The sequence below is a fragment of the Thiohalophilus sp. genome, assembly GCF_031581315.1.
Taxonomy (GTDB): domain Bacteria; phylum Pseudomonadota; class Gammaproteobacteria; order UBA6429; family Thiohalophilaceae; genus Thiohalophilus.
Genome location: NZ_JAVLAZ010000050.1, coordinates 1 through 18,055, shown reverse-complemented (window position 1 = coordinate 18,055; position 18,055 = coordinate 1). Strand labels below are relative to the sequence as shown.

Here is an 18,055-nt window from a genome sequence, read left to right as displayed (position 1 = left end):
GTTATTCCGCCAATGCCATTGATGAGGTAGCGCCAATGGAGTGAGTTGGTTGCAGGATCGTGTTGTGCGGTGGCTGACTGTCGTTACGTTCAGGATAGTCGATGTTGTAATGCAGACCACGGCTTTCGTGACGGGACATGGCTGAGCGGATGATGAGACTGGAGACCAGCGCCAGGTTACGTAGTTCGAGCAGATCGTTGGTGACGCGGAAATTGCCATAATATTCATCGATTTCCGACAGCAGCAGTTGCACGCGGTGCTCGGCCCGCTGCAGGCGTTTGTTGCTGCGGACGATACCGACGTAGTCCCACATAAAGCGTCGCAGTTCGTCCCAGTTATGGGTGACGACCACTTCCTCGTCCGAATCGGTGACCCGGCTTTCGTCCCAGTCCGGAATGTCGACCTTTTGTGGTTCGCCTTCGGCTTTTTGCTGGCGGATATGCTGACTGGCGGCCTGGGCGAAGACCAGGCATTCGAGCAGGGAGTTGCTGGCCATGCGGTTGGCGCCATGTAAACCGGTGAAAGCGGTCTCGCCAATGGCATACAGGCCATCCAGATCGGTTTTGCCGTTGAGATCGGTCATGATGCCACCGCAGGTGTAATGCGCGGCGGGCACCACGGGAATGGGTTCGCGGGCCATATCATAGCCAAAATCGAGGCAACGCTGATACACGGTCGGGAAATGCTGGCGAATGAAGTCGGCCGGTTTGTGGCTGATATCCAGATAGAGGCAGTCGGCGCCGAGGCGTTTCATTTCGTGGTCGATGGCGCGGGCCACGATATCCCGCGGCGCCAGCTCGGCGCGGCTGTCGAATCTTTCCATGAAAGTGCTGCCATCAGGCAGTTTCAGTTTACCGCCTTCGCCCCGAATCGCTTCGGTGATCAGAAACGATTTGGCATGCGGGTGATAGAGGCAGGTGGGGTGAAACTGATTGAATTCCATATTGGCGACCCGGCAGCCGGCGCGCCACGCCATGGCAATGCCGTCGCCGGTGGAAGTGTCGGGATTGCTGGTGTACAGATAGACCTTGCTGGCACCACCCGTGGCCAGCACGGTCTGGTTGGCCCGAAACCCCTGTACTTTGTCGGCGGCGCGATCCAGTACGTAGGCTCCCAGGCAGCGATTATGTTCCAGACCCAGTTTCGCGCCGGTGATGAGGTCCACCGCAATATGGTTCTCATAGAGGGCGATATTGGGATGGCGACGGACCTCCTTTTCCAGCGTGGTCTCGATCGCCTTGCCGGTGGCATCGGTGGCATGGATGACACGTCGGTGGGAGTGGCCCCCTTCGCGGGTCAGATGGTATTCGTCCGGTTGCTTGTCGTCGCGGGTGAAGGCGAGGCCCTTGTCAATCAGCCACTGGATGTTTTCCGCCCCGTGCTGGACGGTGAAGCGGACCACCTGCTCATCACACAGGCCGCCGCCGGCTTCCAGCGTATCCTCGATGTGGGACTCCAGCGTGTCGTCCGGTCCGAGTACCGCCGCGACGCCGCCCTGGGCATAGAACGTAGACCCTTCTTTGAGTATGCCTTTTGCGATAAGGGAAACCGAATAATCGTCAGCCAGTCGCAGCGCCAGACTGAGGCCGGCGGCGCCGCCACCGATAACAAGCACGTCGGATGTGATCTGCATGGATGATGTCGAGCCTGATTGTCCGGTTGCGATTAAAAGTGCCGGGAGATTTCTCATCTCGGCCAGATAAGATTAGAATTGTACGGATTGTGGCGCGAAATGTCACAATTCAGGGATCCGGCAATATAACCAGAAAAACGGCGGCCAGGCGAACTCTCTCATAAGATTGCGGTCATATGAGGGAATTCGGGTGGCCTGGCCCAACTCAAAGGGGAAGTAGCCCGAATGGGCGGTAAGACAACGGACCAGCTGCTTGTTGAACGCGTACAGGCCGGGGATAAAAAAGCTTTCGACGCACTGGTGATGAAATACCAGCAGCGGGTAATGAAAGTGTTGTCCCGCTATGTGCGCAATCAGGCTGAGCTCGAAGATCTCGCACAGGAAACCTTTATCAAGGCCTATCGGGCGCTGCCACGGTTTCGGGGAGACAGCGCGTTTTATACCTGGATATACCGGATTGCGATCAATACCGCCAAGAATTTTCTTGTCGCCCAGGATCGGCGACCGCCGGCGGATGATATCGAGGCCAGTGATGCGGAACATTACGAGGGTGAATCCGGTCTAAAGGAGTATGCAACACCGGAGAAGATGGCGCTCAGAGATGAGATCCAGCAGGTTATCAGCCGCGCCATTGAGGAACTGCCGGATGATTTGAAGACAGCGATTACCCTGCGCGAACTGGAGGGGATGAGCTACGAAGAAATAGCCGAGGCAATGGATTGTCCGATTGGGACCGTGCGGTCGCGCATTTTTCGCGCCCGTGAGGCAGTGGACAAAAAATTGAAACCGTTACTCGGTTAATTGTAATGTGGTGGTGGTATGAGCAATAACAGCGATGAAAAACTTTCGGCATTCATGGATGATGAATATCATCCCGAGGTGCTCGAGTCTCTCAAACAGGATACCGGGGCCCGCGCCCGCTGGACGCGGTATCACCTGATTCGGGATGTCCTGTCGGGACACAGCCAGACCGTTCCTTCCTCTGATTTTGCCGACCGCGTCAGCGCGGCTATCCGGGAAGAGCCTACTGTGCTGCGTCCCGCTGCCCGGCGTTTCGGCCAGGGCCTTCGGCAGGTGGCCGGCCTGGCCATTGCGGCCACGGTCGCGACGGTTGCGGTCCTGACAGTCCAGCAATCCCCCCCGGGTAATTCCGCAGCGCAACCCTCTATCGCCAGTACACAGAGCCAGAGCGGCAGTGACGAGTATCTGACGGTGAGCGGCAACCCAACTCCGTCACAGGAGCCGATTGACAGCGAAGTGCAATCCAAACTCAGCAGCTACCTGGTCAACCATAACGAGTATTCCATTTCATCGCGCATGCAGGGCATGCTGCCGTATATGCGGATTGTCAGCGTGACCCCGTCGCAACGGGTTGCCGGTGCCGATGAGAAATAAACTGGCGATGGTAGTGTTCGGCGCCGGCCTCTCCCTGCAGGCCTGGGCATCGGACATCGCCGGTGTGCAGCCCTGGCTGGAGAAAATGCACCAGGCCGCACACATGCTCAATTACGAAGGGACCTTCGTCTATGGCCAGCAGGATCAGCTCAGTTCGATCCGTATTATTCACAGTGTCAGCGAGGCCGGTGAGCGTGAACGTCTGATTTCCATGGATGGCACGGGGCGCGAGGTACTGCGCGACGGTGATCGGGTGACCTGTATCTACCCGGACAGTCAGTCAGTTATGGTGGAAAAAAGCCGCCCCCGGGCCAAATATCCGCCGACGTTTCCCGTCGAGATTGGCGAGCTGAACAACCATTACCGTTTGTCTCTGGCTGGCAAAGACAAGGTGGCGGGTGAACCGACACAAAAGATTCTGATCGAACCCCGGGATAATCTGCGTTATGGCCATCTCCTGTGGGTGCATGAAAAAACCGGCTTGTTACTCAAAACCAATTTGCTCAACGAGAGAAACAAGCCGGTTGAACAATTTATGTTCACCCAGATCATCTTCCTTGATGATGTTCCCGAAGACGCTCTTGAACCGGATATCAATAAGGAAGATTTCACCTGGTACGAGGCGAGTGATAACCCGCAGTCCGCTGAAGCCGAACAGAGGTCAGAGTGGTACATTGCGACTTTACCGCCGGGTTTTAAACAGGATATGTCGCGCATGCACCGCATCCCGAACAGTGTGATGCCGGTGGAACATCGGGTCTATTCCGACGGTCTGGCCTCGGTGTCGGTCTTCATCGAAAAGGACGATAACAAAAGTAGCGATAATCTGTTCGGGGGATCGCACATGGGAGCGGTCAATGCCCATGGTCGTAATCTGAACGGTTATCATGTGACGGTGGTCGGCGAGGTTCCCCAGGCCACGGTAAAAATGATTGGTGAGTCGGTTCATTACCGGGAGTTGCCATGATCGAGGAAACCGCCGTTGTGACCCGTTGCGAAGGGGAACATGCCTGGGTCGAGGCGCAACGTAAAACGGCTTGTGGACAGTGTCAGGTCAACAAGGGTTGTGGCACTGCCGTACTGGCCAGCGTGGTGGGGCAAAAAGCCAGCCACATGCGTGTATTGAATTCGGTCCAGGCCCGCGAAGGTGAGACCGTGGTGATCGGTCTGCACGAATCAGCTATGGTGAGCGGGTCACTGGCTGTTTATCTGGTCCCTCTGCTGAGCCTGTTTCTGTTTGCCATTACCGGCAAGGTAGTGGCCGAACAACTGATGATCAGTGCCGTTGAAGGGGTCTCGATCCTGTTTGCGGTCATTGGTATGCTGCTGGCGATTGTCTGGCTACGCGGTTTTAACCGGCGTATCGCCAACGACAGCCGTTATCAACCGGTCATTCTGCAACGTATGCCGTCGTCAGGATTAACTTCGGCAAGTTCCATCCATGTATTAACTCCGGATCCATAGATTGAAGGCTCCGTCATTGGAGGTTCCATGATTGAAGGAACCGTGATTGAAGCAAGAGGTTTTGATGAAAGTACGTATTGTTAACTGGTTAAGCCTGTTTCTGGTTCTGACATTTTTTGCCGCGCCCTCACAGGCCCTGCTGGGTGGCAACAGCAAATTGCCGGATTTCACCGAGCTGGTGGAAAAAAACAGCCCGGCTGTCGTGAATATCAGCACAACCCAGAAGATCAGCCGCGAGCAAGGCATGCCACCGGGCTTGAATATTCCCGAGTTTCCCGAGGGGTCGCCTTTTGGTGATCTGTTCAAGCATTTCTTTGGTGAACGAGGACCTGGCGCTGGCCCGCAGGAAGAGTTCGAAAACCAGTCCCTGGGCTCGGGTTTTATCATCAGTAAGGACGGTTACATCGTAACCAACTACCATGTGGTCAAGGATGCCGAGGAAATTACCGTACGGCTGAGCGATCGGCGTGAATTAAAAGCCGAAGTGATCGGTAGTGACAAGCGCAGTGACATGGCTCTGCTCAAGGTGGAGGCAAACGATTTGCCGGTAGTGACTATCGGTAATTCGGAAACCCTCAAGGTGGGCGAGTGGGCGATGGCGATCGGATCGCCGTTCGGTTTTGATCATTCGGTCTCGGTCGGGGTAATCAGCGCTATCAATCGTAATCTGCCCAGCGATAACTATGTGCCGTTTATTCAGACCGACGTGGCTATCAATCCCGGTAATTCGGGCGGGCCGCTGTTTAACCTGGACGGCGAGGTGATTGGCATCAACTCGCAGATTTTCACCCGTTCCGGTGGTTTCATGGGGCTCTCGTTCGCGATTCCGATTGATGTGGCCATGGATGTGGTTGAGCAACTCAAGACCGATGGGCGCGTCAGCCGTGGCTGGCTGGGGGTTCTGATCCAGGACGTGAACAAGGAATTGGCCGAATCCTTCGGGATGAAAAAACCGATGGGTGCCGTGGTGTTGCGGGTCCTGCCCGACAGTCCGGCCGCGAAAGCCGGCTTCAAAGAAGGCGATGTGGTGGTCGAATTTGCCGGCAAAACGATTCATAGTCAGTCGGATCTGCCTCTGGCCGTGGCATCCTTTCCAGTGGATGAGGAAGCCCGCGTCAAGATTATTCGTGAAGGCAAGAGCCGTCAGCTGACGGTCAAAATCGGTGAGCTACCCCCCGAAGAGGAGCTTGCCGAGGTCTCACCCCCGGATTCATCCGGGTCGGACAAGGCCACCGAGACGCTGGGTATGGTCCTGGAGGAGCTGAGCAGCGAACAGCGCAAGCAGCTGGAGATTCGCGACAAGCGCGGCGTGCTGGTCAAGGAAGTCCATGAGGGACCGGCGGCCGAGGCGGAAATTCGGCCGGGGGATGTGATCCTGATGATCAATCACAAGAACGTCACCAGTGCCAGGCAGTTTGCCAAACTGGTGGCCGATCTGCCCCGCGGCAAGCTGCTCCCGATGCTGGTCCAGCGTGGCAAGGCGCCGCTGTTTATGACCATTCGTCTGGAGGAATGAGTACGCCGCTGCAATTAACCCTCTATAGGCGGACAGGGTGCCACCTGTGTGAGGCGATGCTGGGCCAGTTGCAGGCTCTGCAGGCTGACTACGGTTTTGGCCTGCAAACGGTGGATATTGACGACGATCCGGCTCTGGAAGCCGCCTATGGCGAGTGGATCCCCGTGTTGATGCACGGGGAGACGGAAATTTGCCATTATTTTCTGGAGGTTAGTAAGCTCCGACAGTATTTCAGCCAGCCCTGAAATTGGTTACAATTCCGCGTTGCTGTGAATAGAGCTTCTGACAAATTCCTTCCCTGGAATTTGTCAGATCGCGGCGCTGCGGCGCCTGTCCGCAGCTTGCTCCATTTTTCAAACATAAGTGTTTGAAAAATGCCCGGCCTTCCCTGGCCGGACGGAAGCGCTGAATTCAGCGCCTCCTTAACTGTTTTTGCGGAAACGCTCCGATCCAAAAAGGCGCAATTGTGCGCCTTTTTAGTATGACTCAAGGTGGAATGTGACCGACCTTTCCCAGATACGCAATTTCTCTATTATCGCCCATATCGATCACGGTAAATCTACCGTCGCGGATCGGATTATCCAGATGTGCGAAGGCCTGACCGAGCGCGAGATGAGCGAGCAGGTTCTCGACTCGATGGACCTGGAGCGCGAACGCGGCATCACCATCAAGGCCCAGAGCGTCACCCTGAATTATCACGCCCATGACGGCAAGACCTACCTGCTGAACTTTATCGACACACCGGGCCATGTGGATTTCTCCTACGAAGTGTCGCGCTCACTGGCCGCCTGCGAAGGGGCGCTGCTGGTGGTGGATGCCTCCCAGGGCGTTGAGGCACAGAGTGTGGCCAACTGCTATACCGCGATCGAACAGGGACTGGAAGTGCTCCCGATCCTGAACAAGATTGATCTGCCGGCAGCCGAGCCGGATCGGGTGATCCAGGAGATCGAGGAGATCATCGGCATCGAGGCCAAAACCGCCGCCCGGGTCTCGGCCAAAACCGGTGAGGGGATGAGTGAGTTGCTGGAAGAGATCGTGCATCTGATCCCGCCGCCCGAGGGCGATGTAGACGCGCCCCTGCAGGCACTGATCATCGACTCCTGGTTCGACAACTACCTGGGGGTAGTCTCGCTGATCCGGGTCAAGCAGGGCACCCTGCGACGCAAGCAGAAGATCCGCATCATGGCGGCGGATCGCAACCACCAGGTGGATCGGGTCGGGATTTTTACCCCCAAAAAGCGCGACACCGAGCAGCTGCATGCCGGCGAAGTCGGTTTCATGATCGCCGGGATCAAAGAAGTCGACGGCGCGCCGGTCGGCGATACCATCACCGACGCCGCCAACCCGGCCGGGGCGCCGCTACCTGGTTTCAAACCGATTCAGCCACAGGTCTTTGCCGGGTTGTTTCCGGTGGAAGGGGATGATTACGAGGGGCTGCGTGAAGCACTGTCCAAACTGAAACTCAACGATGCCGCCCTTTATTACGAACCGGAGACCTCGCAGGCGCTGGGTTTCGGCTTTCGCTGCGGCTTTCTCGGCATGCTGCATATGGAGATCGTCCAGGAACGGCTGGAGCGCGAATACAATCTGGATCTGATTACCACCGCGCCCTCGGTCGTCTATGAAGTGCTGACCCACTCAGGCGAACTGCTGAATATCGAAAACCCCGCCGAGTTGCCCGAGCCGAGCGATATCGAGGAAATTCGCGAGCCGATCGTGCGCGCCTCGATCCTGGTGCCGCAGCAGCATGTCGGCAATGTAATCACCCTGTGTGTCGAAAAGCGCGGAGTACAGAAAAAAATGCAATATCTGGGCAGCCAGATACTGCTGGAATACGAATTACCAATGAATGAAATCGTGCTCGATTTCTTCGACCGCCTCAAGTCGGTTAGCCGGGGTTATGCCTCCCTGGATTACGAATTACTGCGTTTTGAGCCTTCCCATCTGGTCAAACTGGATATTCTGATTAACGGTGAAAAGGTCGATGCACTGTCGATCATCGTCCATCGCGACCAGGCTGAATACCGCGGCCGCGATCTGGCCGAACGGATGAAGGAGATTATCCCGCGCCAGATGTTCGAGGTCGCCATACAGGCAGCGATCGGTTCCAAGGTGATTGCTCGTTCCACCGTCAAGGCATTGCGCAAGAATGTAACAGCCAAATGTTATGGCGGAGACGTAACGCGTAAACGTAAATTGTTAGAAAAACAAAAAGCCGGCAAGCGGCGCATGAAGCAGGTTGGCAAAGTGGACATTCCGCAGGAAGCCTTTCTGGCGGTACTCAATGTAGGGAAAGATAAATGAGTTTTGATTTTGAACTGTTACTGGTGCTGGCTACCATAATCAGCGGTGTAATCTGGCTGATAGATGCCCGGTATTTTGCCAAACGTCGTCCACCGGTACCATCCGAAGGGGAAGAGGGGGAATCGAAAACCAATGAGCCTTATCTGGTCGAATTCGCCCGTTTCCTGTTTCCTGTGGTGCTCATCGTACTGGTGCTGCGCAGTTTTGTGGCTGAGCCGTTCAAGATTCCCTCCGGTTCCATGTTGCCGACCCTTGAGGTGGGCGATTTTATTCTCGTGAACAAGTTTGCCTACGGTCTGCGTTTACCAGTCGGGCATCAACGCTTTGTCAATCTGGGCGATCCCGAACGCGGTGACGTGATTGTATTCCGCTATCCCGAAAATCCGGATATCGATTATATCAAGCGCGTTATCGGCGTGCCGGGCGATGAAGTCGCCTATTACAATAAAGCGCTCCATATTAACGGGGAGCCGCTTCCTCTGGAAAAGCTGGACGGATACTACAAGAGTTACCCCCAGGCACTGCGTTATAAAGAGACGCTGGGTGATGTCGAACATGATATTCTGGTTAACACCGTTGCCTCGGCACGGGATTTTGTTGTCAATGTGCCCGAAGACAACTATTTTGTAATGGGGGATAATCGGGATAACAGTCGTGACAGCCGGGTCTGGGGGTTCGTTCCCGAGGAAAACCTGGTGGGCGAGGCCTTTCTGATCTGGATGAACTGGAACTGCACCTTCGGTGCCATGACCCGCTTTGCGTGTCAGATGCCGGAGTGGAGTCGTATTGGCAGTGTGATCGAATAAATAAACAGATAACAGCAGGCGGCGAGGAGGGAAATAATGAATAACATGCAATATCAAAAAGGAATGACCGGCCTGGGCTGGATACTCGTTCTGGCGCTGATTGCCTTTTTTACCCTGATAGGGTTGAAGGTCATTCCGGTCTATATGAATTCCATGACTGTCGGCTCTATTCTGTCGGATATGGAAGACGAGCCGGGTCTGGGCAGTAAATCGCCGGCGGAGATTATGGAAACACTGGGCAAGCGCCTGAGCATCAATATGATCAAGGATATCAGTCGCGATGAAATTTATCTGGAATCCGACAAGGACCTGTATTATATCGATATCGAGTATGAAGTGCGTCGCGATTTTATCGGCAACATCGATCTGGTTTTGAGTTTTAGCAAGACTGCGGAGATTCCCAAACAGTAATGCAGCATCTGGATAAACTCTGTCGCAAACTGGGTTATGTTTTTCAGCAACCCGAATTACTTGAGCGGGCGTTAACCCATCGCAGCTTTGGCGCCCGCAACAACGAGCGCATGGAGTTTCTCGGTGATGCGATTCTCGGCTATCTTGTCAGCACCGAACTGTATAACCAATTCCCGAAAGCCAGCGAAGGTCAGCTGAGCCGGCTGCGCGCCAGCCTGGTCAAGGGAGAGACCCTGGCGGGTATTGCTAGCGAACTGGAACTCGGTGAATACCTTCGGTTGGGTTCCGGTGAATTGAAAAGCGGCGGGCATCGACGCCGCTCGATTCTGGCCGATGCCTTTGAAGCGATCATCGGCGCGGTCTATCTGGATAGCGGTATCGACAGCACCAGTTCTCTGGTGCAGACCTTTTTTCATGACAAAATCATCGAGCTTGATCCCCAAACCCTGCAAAAAGATCCCAAGACCCGGCTTCAGGAGCTCCTGCAGGCGCGCGGTACCGAGTTGCCGGAGTACGAGGTGATTGCCACAGAGGGCCAGGCGCATGCACAGCGTTTTCGCGTCGCCTGCCGTATTGCGGGAATCGGCGAGCCGATGCTCGGCGAAGGCACCAGTCGGCGCAAGGCCGAGCAGGCCGCTGCGGATAAAATGTTACAGACACTGACAGGGCAGGATAATGGCTGAAACATTTCGTTGCGGTTATGTCGCCCTGGTGGGGCGCCCCAATGTGGGCAAGTCCACCCTGATGAACCATTTGATCGGGCAAAAACTCAGTATCACCTCGCGCAAGCCCCAGACCACTCGCCACCGGATTCTGGGGATCAAGACCACGGATCAGGCCCAGATCATCTATGTTGATACACCGGGCATCCATCAACAGGCCAAAAAAGCGATGAACCGCTTCATGAACCGTACCGCCAGTGCGGTTCTGGAGGATGTGCAGGTTGTCGTCTTTGTCGTCGAAGCCCTGAAGTGGACTGACGAGGATGACATGGTATTGGCCGCGGTGAAAAATACCCGCGCGCCGGTTATTCTCGCCGTCAACAAGGTTGACCGGATCAAGCAAAAGGATCAGTTATTGCCGTATTTGCAGGAACTGGGGAAAAAGCACGATTTCGCTGAGGTGCTCCCGCTTTCGGCCAAATCCGGCAGTAATCTGCCCCAGCTGGAAGAGGCGATCACCGGGCATCTGGAACCGTCCGAGCCCTGGTATCCGGACGATCAGCTGACCGATCGCAGCGCCCGTTTTCTGGCCGCCGAGATCGTGCGTGAAAAACTCATGCGCAATCTGGGCCAGGAGCTGCCCTATGCCACAACGGTGGAAATCGAAAAATTCGAGGAGCTGGAGCGACTGAACCGGATTCATGCTCTCATCTGGGTCGAACGGGACAACCAGAAGTCGATTGTCATCGGCGAGAAGGGCGAACGCTTGAAAAAAGTCGGCCAGCAGGCCCGGCTGGATATGCAGAAGCTGTTTGATAAAAAGGTTCATCTCGAATTGTGGGTCAAGGTCAAGGCTGGCTGGTCCGATGACGAGCGTGCCCTGTCCAGTCTGGGCTACCGTGACGACGATTAAATCCTGAGTCGACAAAGCCTATGGCGACGGAACATCGTCAACAGTTGCAATACGGTTTTATTCTGCACAGCCGGCCGTATCGCGATACGAGCAGTCTGCTTGATATTTTTACCCGCGATGGCGGCCGGGTCTCGCTGGTGGCCCGCGGGGTGCGCGGCAGTCGCTCGCGTAACAATGCCCGACTGGAAGCGTTCGTGCCGTTGTTATTTTCCTGGGTAGGGCGCGGTGAGCTGCGGACCATGACCGCCGTGGAATCCGGTGGGGCGGCCTGTTCACTGCCCGGTAGCCGGATTATCAGCGGCTTTTACATGAACGAGCTGATCCTGCGCCTGCTGCACCGCGACGATCCGCACCCGGAACTGTTTGCCTGTTATGAAAGCGCCTTGCGGGGGCTTTTGGATGAGACTGTTCCCCAGGAGGCAGTATTGCGCCGCTATGAGCGGGAATTGCTCGACGAGCTGGGTTATGGCCTGCAACTGGCGGAAGATGTGCATAGCGGCGAACCGCTGCAAGCCGATACACAATATTGTTATCATCCCGAACAGGGGCCGATAGCACAGGTCGGGAGTCAGCAGCGAGAGTATCCAGTTATCTCCGGTCAAACGCTGCTGGCGATTCGCGCTAACGACTATCGGGAGCCGGGGGTATTGCGCGAGGCCAAGATCCTGATGCGGTTTTTGCTCAGTCAGCATCTGGACAACCGGCCGCTCAAATCCCGCGAGCTCTACTGGCAAAGTCGTGACTTATAAGTTGCTAGTGTCTAGCGACTAGTAACTAGAAACTAATTTTTACCGAGGTAAGCACTCCGTGTCCGACGCAAGCAATGAAATTTTACTGGGTGTCAACATCGACCATATTGCCACCCTGCGCCAGAGCCGGGGAACCTTGTATCCCGAGCCGATCCAGGCCGCACTTTTGGCCGAACAGGCCGGGGCCGATTCCATCACGCTGCATTTGCGCGAGGACCGGCGTCATATCCAGGATCGCGATGTACTGATGTTGCGCGATCTCGTGCAAACCCGGATGAATCTGGAAATGGCGGTGACCGATGAGATGCTGGCCATCGCCCGACAGATCAAACCGGCTGATTGCTGTCTGGTGCCCGAACGGCGCGAAGAGTTGACTACCGAAGGGGGGTTGGATGTTAAAGGCCAGCGTCAGCGCATTGGCGATGCCTGCCAGCAACTGGCGGATGCCGGGGTTCGCGTCTCACTGTTCGTTGATGCGGACCCGGAACAAATCAGCGCCGCCGCCGATTGTGGCGCGCCGGTCATTGAAATCCACACCGGCCACTACGCCGATGCGACCACAGCCGCCAACCGGGAGAGTGAGTTCGATAAAATTGCCCGGGCGATGGAGCAGGGGCTCGGTCTGGGGCTGCAGGTCAATGCAGGCCATGGCCTGCATTACCACAATGTCGGTCGTATTGCCGCCCTGGCGGGGATCCGGGAGTTGAATATCGGTCATGCGATTGTTGCCCGCAGCGTCTTCAGCGGTCTGGAAGAGGCCGTGCGGGAAATGAAGCGGCTGATGGTAGCGGCGCGAATCGCCCGCCCGGGTTAGGTCAGGGCGCTGACTGTCGTCACCGCGCAGTTACAGAACGCGCTGTTACGTCTTATCGCGGTGCTTTTTATTCGCAATCCTTCTGTGACGGCATGCACTTTTCTGCATGAGCGGTTAATTTTCGGCCCGCAGCTGTTCGGCCAGTGCCGGCCCCTGTTCCTGCAGGCGGGCGATTTCCCGGCTCAGGCGGGCAAAACAGCTTTGCAGCTGATCTGCCTGCTGCTGCTTGATGCATTCTTCCATCACCCGGGCCGCCTCGCGCAATGCCGGCACGCCGCAATAGGCGGTCGAGCCATAGAGCTTGTGGGCCGGATCCCACATGGCATCCTGTTCGCCGTACTCGAGCGCCTGCGCCAGCTGGCTTTGCAAAACAGGCAGTTCCTCAAGCAGCATACTGAACAGATCGCAGGCCAGTTCGCGATTGCCACCAGCCTGTTCCAGTGCCTGTTTTTTGTCCAGCAGGGCCGGTGCAGCGTGCGGTGTGTCGGTTTGTGTCATGTGTGAGCCTCTTTAACCGGCCAGTACAAACGGGCTGATGCCCGTGGTTTATGCCCGTTGCGTGAAAATCTTACCGGCTGATGAAAATGCAGCCCATAACGCGGTAAACTGTGGCGATGAACTTTCCAACGATTGAAGCCTTTGTCGGCAATACACCCCTGGTTCGCCTGCAGCGTTTGCCGGGCGAGACCAGCAACACCCTGCTGGTCAAACTCGAGGGCAATAACCCGGCCGGTTCGGTCAAGGATCGGCCGGCCCTGAGCATGATCCAGCATGCCGAAAAACGGGGTGAAATCCAATCCGGGGATACCCTGATCGAGGCGACCAGCGGCAATACCGGCATCGCGCTGGCCATGGCGGCGGCCATCAAAGGCTATCGGATGATACTGATCATGCCCGAGACGATGAGCGTCGAGCGCCGCGCCGCCATGAAAGCCTACGGTGCCGAACTCATCCTGGTCAGCGAACAGGCGGGCATGGAAGGCGCCCGGGATCGGGCCGAGCAGATGGCCGCCGACGGGCAGGGCAGACTGCTGGATCAGTTTTCCAACCCGGATAACCCGCTGGCGCATTACGAAGGCACCGGGCCCGAGATCTGGCGGGATACCGACGGCAGGGTGACTCACTTTGTCAGCGCCATGGGAACCACGGGTACGATCATGGGGGTTTCCCGCTATCTCAAGGAGCAAAGTCCGGCGGTGCAGATCGTCGGCGTGCAGCCGGCCGAAGGGGCGAAAATACCCGGTATCCGTCGCTGGCCCGAGGCATACCTGCCCGCCATTTTCGATGCCGCCCGGGTCGATCAGACACTGGATGTAACCCAGCAGGAGGCCGAGGAAACCACGCGGGCCCTGGCCGCTCGTGAAGGCTTGTTTTGCGGCATTTCCTCCGGCGGCGCGGTAGCGGCGGCATTGCAACTCTCCCGGCAGGTGGAAAATGCCGTGATCGTCTCGATCATTTGTGATCGTGGTGATCGCTATCTTTCCACCAATGTTTTCCCCGCCTGAACCGATCGGATCATTGCATGGGACGCCAACGCCGTTTACTGACGACCGAGCCGGTTATTGCCGACATCGAGAGCATGACCCCCGAGGGTCAGGGGATTGCCCGGATCGCCGGCAAGACCGTCTTCATCGACGGGGCGCTGGCCGGCGAGACAGTGGAGTTTGTCTATACCCGCAGCCGGCGTAATTATGATGAAGGCCGGGTGCAAAAGGTATTGTCTGCCTCGGTGTCGCGCGTCGAGCCGGCCTGCGCCCATTTCGGCCTCTGCGGTGGCTGTCGCCTGCAACATGTCAGCAGCGAGGAACAGATTCGCCTCAAGCAACAGACCCTGCTGGATGATCTGACCCACATTGGCCGGGTGACGCCGGAATCGGTTCTGGCGCCCCTGACCGGGCCGATCTGGGGCTATCGCAACAAGGCGCGGCTTGGTGTGCGGTATGTGGACAAGAAAGAAAAAGTCCTGGTCGGTTTTCGCGAACGTGGCAGTCACTTTCTGGCCGAACTGGAACAGTGCCTCATTCTGACCCCGGAGCTGGGCGGTCGACTGCCCGAACTGGGCGAGCTGGTGCGTCGGCTCAGCTGTTATCGCCGCTTACCCCAGATTGAGGTGGCCGCCGGTGACGAGCAGACCGCGCTGGTGTTTCGTCATCTCGATCCGCTGACCGAGGCCGATGTGCAATGGCTGATCGATTACGGCCGGCGCAATAATTTCGTTATCTATCAGCAGCCCAAAGGGCCGGACAGTGTGACACTGCTCTATCCCGAGCAAACCACATTGCAGTATACGCTGCCCGAGTTTGATGTGACGCTGGAATTTCTGCCGTCCGATTTCACCCAGGTCAACAGCGATATAAACCGTCGCATGGTAAGCCATGCCCTGCAGTTGCTCGAGGTGACGCCCGAGGATCGGGTACTGGAATTGTTCTGCGGGCTGGGTAACTTTTCCCTGCCGCTGGCGCGCCGGGCCGCTGAAGTGGTTGCCGTGGAAGGCGAGTCCGATCTGATCCGCCGTGCCCGGGCCAACGCCGAACGCAACGGCATTGATAATGCGCAGTTCCATGTCGCCAATCTGTTCGAAGAGACCGCAGCCGAACCCTGGCTGAAAAAACAAACCTATAACAAAGTATTACTGGATCCGCCTCGCAGCGGTGCCGCGCAGATGATCCCGCAACTGGCCGCGACGGGCGCACAACGCATTGTGTATGTTTCCTGCAATCCGGCGACCCTGGCCCGTGATGCGGGCGAACTGGTCAATCAGCACGGCTATCGACTTGTCAGCGCCGGGATCATGGACATGTTTCCGCATACCGCCCACGTGGAATCCATTGCCCTGTTTGTCAAAGGTGAATGATGGCGATCGAGATCGAACGCAAGTTTCTGGTGACCAGCGATCGCTGGCGTGAGCAGGCCGATGCAGGTCAACACCTGGCGCAGGGCTATCTGATCGGCGCACGCGAGGCGTCGGTCCGGGTGCGCATCGAGGGTGAACGGGCCAATCTGAATATCAAAAGCGCGACCCTGGGAATACACCGACAGGAGTATGAATACCCGATTCCACTGGCCGATGCCCGGGAAATGCTTGATACCCTGTGCGAGAAACCGGTCATCGAGAAAACCCGTTATCACGTCGAGCATGCCGGTCATACCTGGGAAGTCGATGTGTTCGAGGGGGAGAATGCCGGGCTGGTGGTGGCCGAGATCGAACTGGCCTCCGAATCGGAAACCTTTGAACAACCGGACTGGCTGGGCGAGGAGGTCTCCGCCGATCCGCGCTATTATAATGTCAGTCTGGTCAAACATCCCTATAAAGCGTGGTGGTGATGAGTTCGCAACCTGAAGTCCATATCCGGGTCCAGGACCAGAGCCTGCGCATTGTGCAGGACGGTGAGGAGATTGCCCGGTTTCATATCGCGAGCGCCAAAAACGGCGTGGGCGAGCGCAATGGCAGCGAACAGACCCCGCGGGGCTGGCACAAGATTCGCGCCAAAATCGGCGCCGGCCAACCGGTCAATACGGTGTTTGTCGCACGACGGCCTACCGGCGAGATCTACACGCCCCAACTGCGCGAACAGCACCCGCAACGCGACTGGATATTGACCCGCATCCTGTGGCTCAGCGGCCTGGAGCCGGGCGTGAACCGGCTCGGCGCGGTCGATACCATGCGCCGCTATGTCTATATCCACGGCTGCCCGGATGAGGATACTATGGGGATTCCCAGCTCACACGGCTGTATCAAAATGCGCAATGCCGATATTCTCACCCTGTTTGACATGCTGCCCGCGGGCACGCGTGTCTGTATCGAAGAGTAACCGGAACACGCCATGTCACTGGGACCTGTCATGCTCGATATCGCCGGCACTGCGTTGTCGGAGGATGATCGTGAACTGTTATTACATCGCCACGTCGGCGGCGTAATTCTGTTCAGTCGCAATTTTGAGTCGATCGAACAGTTGCATCAACTGGTCCGCGAGATTCATGCCCTGCGTGAGCCGCGTCTGCTGGTTTCGGTGGATCACGAAGGCGGGCGGGTACAACGCTTTCGCGATGGCTTCAGTCATATTCCCCCGGCACGGCTGTTCGGCGAGATCTACGAACAGGATCATCACCGGGCCAGAGTGTTAACCCGTCAGGCCGGCTGGTTGATGGCGATCGAGCTGCGGGCCATGGATATCGATTTCAGTTTTGCCCCAGTGCTGGATCTCGATTACGGGGTCAGCGACGTCATCGGCAACCGCGCCTTTCATCACAAGCCCGAGGTCGTGGCCGAGCTGGCCCATGCCTGGATGCAGGGCATGGCCGACGCCGGCATGGCGGCCACCGGTAAACACTTTCCTGGCCATGGCGCGGTGGAGGTAGACTCCCACAAGGCCGTGCCGATCGACTCGCGCGATTATCAGGATATCTATCACCATGATATTCTGCCGTTTCGCCGCATGATTGGTTATGGTCTGACCGCGATCATGCCGGCGCATATTATTTACGACAAAGTGGATCGCCTGCCCGCCGGGTTTTCTCCTGTCTGGTTGAAACAGATCCTGCGCGAGCGGTTGCAGTTTCAGGGCGTAATTTTCAGTGACGATCTGGATATGGAAGGGGCCAGTGTTGCCGGTGAGCGCTATAGTGAACGGGCACGATCGGCTCTGCAGGCCGGATGTGATATGGTCCTGGTCTGCAATAATCGCGATGCGGCCATCGAGGTGCTGGAATCGCTGGGGGATTATGAAGATCCGGTGGCACACCTGCGACTGGCGCGCATGCACGGTAAAGGCGAGATGGATCGACAGCAATTGCACGCCTCGGGTCAATGGCGTCAGATCACCGAACAGCTGGATAAATACAGCGCCAATCCAACGCTGGCATTCGATTTTTAGCGACAGGCGTATAAGGAAAAGACATGCTTGAGCAGATTACCGACTATATCGATCAACTGTTGCGTGGCAACTGGTGGATATTGCACAGCTTTGTCATCGTTTTCGTCACGCTGTTGCTGGACTTTATCCAGAAACGGGTTTTGAAGCGTCTGGAAAAACGGTTTAAGCAGACTGACAGAATCTGGGATAACTCCCTGGTTAGTTCTATTCGCCATCCCGTGACTCTGTTTGTCTGGATTCTCGGTATTTCATTTTTGATGGCGGTGTTTAAAATTGACGCCGCCAGTGAGGTACGTGAAGTTGGCGCCATCATCGCTATTGCCTGGGCGCTGCTGCGCTTTGTGGATCAGATGGAGAAGAACATTCTCGATCACAAGGATCTGGAAGGCAAGCCACTGGATAGAACCACGGCCGATGCCATCACACAGTTGCTGAAAATCTCGGTGTTTATCACCGCCACCCTCGTGCTGTTACAGACGCTCGGGGTCAATATCTCGGCGATTCTGGCCTTTGG

20 protein-coding genes and 1 pseudogene are annotated in these 18,055 nt (G+C 56.7%); 19 read left to right on the top strand and 2 right to left on the bottom strand.

Annotated elements, in window-relative coordinates; genetic code table 11:
* Position 1 precedes the first annotated feature (1 nt).
* Positions 2-1,633: an L-aspartate oxidase gene (gene nadB, locus RI563_RS08675; protein WP_310693977.1), complete on the bottom strand. Its 1,632-nt coding sequence runs from the start codon at positions 1,631-1,633 to the stop codon at positions 2-4.
* Positions 1,634-1,858: 225 nt separating this feature from the next.
* Between nadB and rpoE the strand changes: the two genes are divergently transcribed.
* The 13 genes from rpoE to pdxJ all read left to right on the top strand — a co-directional run bounded on the left by rpoE (position 1,859) and on the right by pdxJ (position 12,667).
* The gene (gene rpoE / locus RI563_RS08670) at positions 1,859-2,434 is read left to right on the top strand and encodes an RNA polymerase sigma factor RpoE (protein WP_310693976.1); all 576 of its coding nucleotides are present in this window, start codon (positions 1,859-1,861) and stop codon (positions 2,432-2,434) included.
* Positions 2,435-2,452: 18 nt separating this feature from the next.
* Entirely contained in the window at positions 2,453-3,028 is a 576-nt protein-coding gene (locus RI563_RS08665) for a sigma-E factor negative regulatory protein (RefSeq protein WP_310693975.1), read from the top strand.
* The gene (locus tag RI563_RS08660) at positions 3,018-3,995 is read left to right on the top strand and encodes a MucB/RseB C-terminal domain-containing protein (RefSeq protein ID WP_310693974.1); all 978 of its coding nucleotides are present in this window, start codon (positions 3,018-3,020) and stop codon (positions 3,993-3,995) included. Before RI563_RS08665 ends, RI563_RS08660 begins: the two co-directional genes overlap by 11 nt.
* Positions 3,992-4,492, top strand: coding sequence for a SoxR reducing system RseC family protein (locus RI563_RS08655; RefSeq protein WP_310693973.1), 501 nt, complete (start codon positions 3,992-3,994; stop codon positions 4,490-4,492). The genes RI563_RS08660 and RI563_RS08655 overlap by 4 nt, the downstream gene beginning before the upstream one ends.
* Before the next feature lie 64 nt (positions 4,493-4,556).
* Positions 4,557-6,008: a DegQ family serine endoprotease gene (locus RI563_RS08650; protein ID WP_310693972.1), complete on the top strand. Its 1,452-nt coding sequence runs from the start codon at positions 4,557-4,559 to the stop codon at positions 6,006-6,008.
* Positions 6,005-6,253, top strand: a complete 249-nt coding sequence (locus RI563_RS08645; protein WP_310693971.1) for a glutaredoxin family protein — start codon at positions 6,005-6,007, stop codon at positions 6,251-6,253. Before RI563_RS08650 ends, RI563_RS08645 begins: the two co-directional genes overlap by 4 nt.
* Before the next feature lie 253 nt (positions 6,254-6,506).
* Positions 6,507-8,312, top strand: a complete 1,806-nt coding sequence (gene lepA, locus RI563_RS08640; protein WP_310693970.1) for a translation elongation factor 4 — start codon at positions 6,507-6,509, stop codon at positions 8,310-8,312.
* Positions 8,309-9,118 (top strand): signal peptidase I, encoded by an 810-nt coding sequence (gene lepB / locus RI563_RS08635; protein ID WP_310693969.1) that lies wholly within the window; start codon positions 8,309-8,311, stop codon positions 9,116-9,118. The genes lepA and lepB overlap by 4 nt, the downstream gene beginning before the upstream one ends.
* A gap of 36 nt (positions 9,119-9,154) precedes the next feature.
* Entirely contained in the window at positions 9,155-9,529 is a 375-nt protein-coding gene (locus RI563_RS08630; RefSeq protein ID WP_310693968.1) for a DUF4845 domain-containing protein, read from the top strand.
* Complete coding sequence (rnc, locus tag RI563_RS08625) at positions 9,529-10,212, top strand: ribonuclease III (RefSeq protein ID WP_310693967.1); 684 nt, start codon at positions 9,529-9,531, stop codon at positions 10,210-10,212. Before RI563_RS08630 ends, rnc begins: the two co-directional genes overlap by 1 nt.
* Positions 10,205-11,104 (top strand): GTPase Era, encoded by a 900-nt coding sequence (era, locus tag RI563_RS08620; RefSeq protein ID WP_310693966.1) that lies wholly within the window; start codon positions 10,205-10,207, stop codon positions 11,102-11,104. Before rnc ends, era begins: the two co-directional genes overlap by 8 nt.
* A 20-nt stretch (positions 11,105-11,124) precedes the next feature.
* Entirely contained in the window at positions 11,125-11,853 is a 729-nt protein-coding gene (recO, locus tag RI563_RS08615; RefSeq protein ID WP_310693965.1) for a DNA repair protein RecO, read from the top strand.
* 58 nt (positions 11,854-11,911) lie between these two features.
* A complete protein-coding gene (gene pdxJ, locus RI563_RS08610; protein WP_310693964.1) occupies positions 11,912-12,667 on the top strand; it encodes a pyridoxine 5'-phosphate synthase in 756 nt (251 codons plus the stop codon).
* Between the two features lie 114 nt (positions 12,668-12,781).
* On the opposite strand, the gene RI563_RS08605 is transcribed toward pdxJ, so the two are convergent.
* Entirely contained in the window at positions 12,782-13,165 is a 384-nt protein-coding gene (locus RI563_RS08605) for an Hpt domain-containing protein (RefSeq protein WP_310693963.1), read from the bottom strand.
* Between the two features lie 116 nt (positions 13,166-13,281).
* Here RI563_RS08605 and cysM point away from each other — a divergent pair, with 116 nt between their 5' ends.
* The 6 genes and pseudogenes from cysM to RI563_RS08575 all read left to right on the top strand — a co-directional run.
* The gene (gene cysM / locus RI563_RS08600; RefSeq protein ID WP_310693962.1) at positions 13,282-14,172 is read left to right on the top strand and encodes a cysteine synthase CysM; all 891 of its coding nucleotides are present in this window, start codon (positions 13,282-13,284) and stop codon (positions 14,170-14,172) included.
* 17 nt (positions 14,173-14,189) lie between these two features.
* Entirely contained in the window at positions 14,190-15,521 is a 1,332-nt protein-coding gene (gene rlmD, locus RI563_RS08595) for a 23S rRNA (uracil(1939)-C(5))-methyltransferase RlmD (protein ID WP_310693961.1), read from the top strand.
* Entirely contained in the window at positions 15,521-15,991 is a 471-nt protein-coding gene (locus RI563_RS08590) for a CYTH domain-containing protein (protein ID WP_310693978.1), read from the top strand. Before rlmD ends, RI563_RS08590 begins: the two co-directional genes overlap by 1 nt.
* The gene (locus tag RI563_RS08585) at positions 15,991-16,479 is read left to right on the top strand and encodes a L,D-transpeptidase (protein ID WP_310693960.1); all 489 of its coding nucleotides are present in this window, start codon (positions 15,991-15,993) and stop codon (positions 16,477-16,479) included. The genes RI563_RS08590 and RI563_RS08585 overlap by 1 nt, the downstream gene beginning before the upstream one ends.
* Positions 16,480-16,491: 12 nt before the next feature.
* The gene (nagZ, locus tag RI563_RS08580; protein ID WP_310693959.1) at positions 16,492-17,541 is read left to right on the top strand and encodes a beta-N-acetylhexosaminidase; all 1,050 of its coding nucleotides are present in this window, start codon (positions 16,492-16,494) and stop codon (positions 17,539-17,541) included.
* A 23-nt stretch (positions 17,542-17,564) separates the two neighbouring features.
* Positions 17,565-18,055, top strand: a pseudogene (locus tag RI563_RS08575) (mechanosensitive ion channel family protein); the annotation flags it as partial.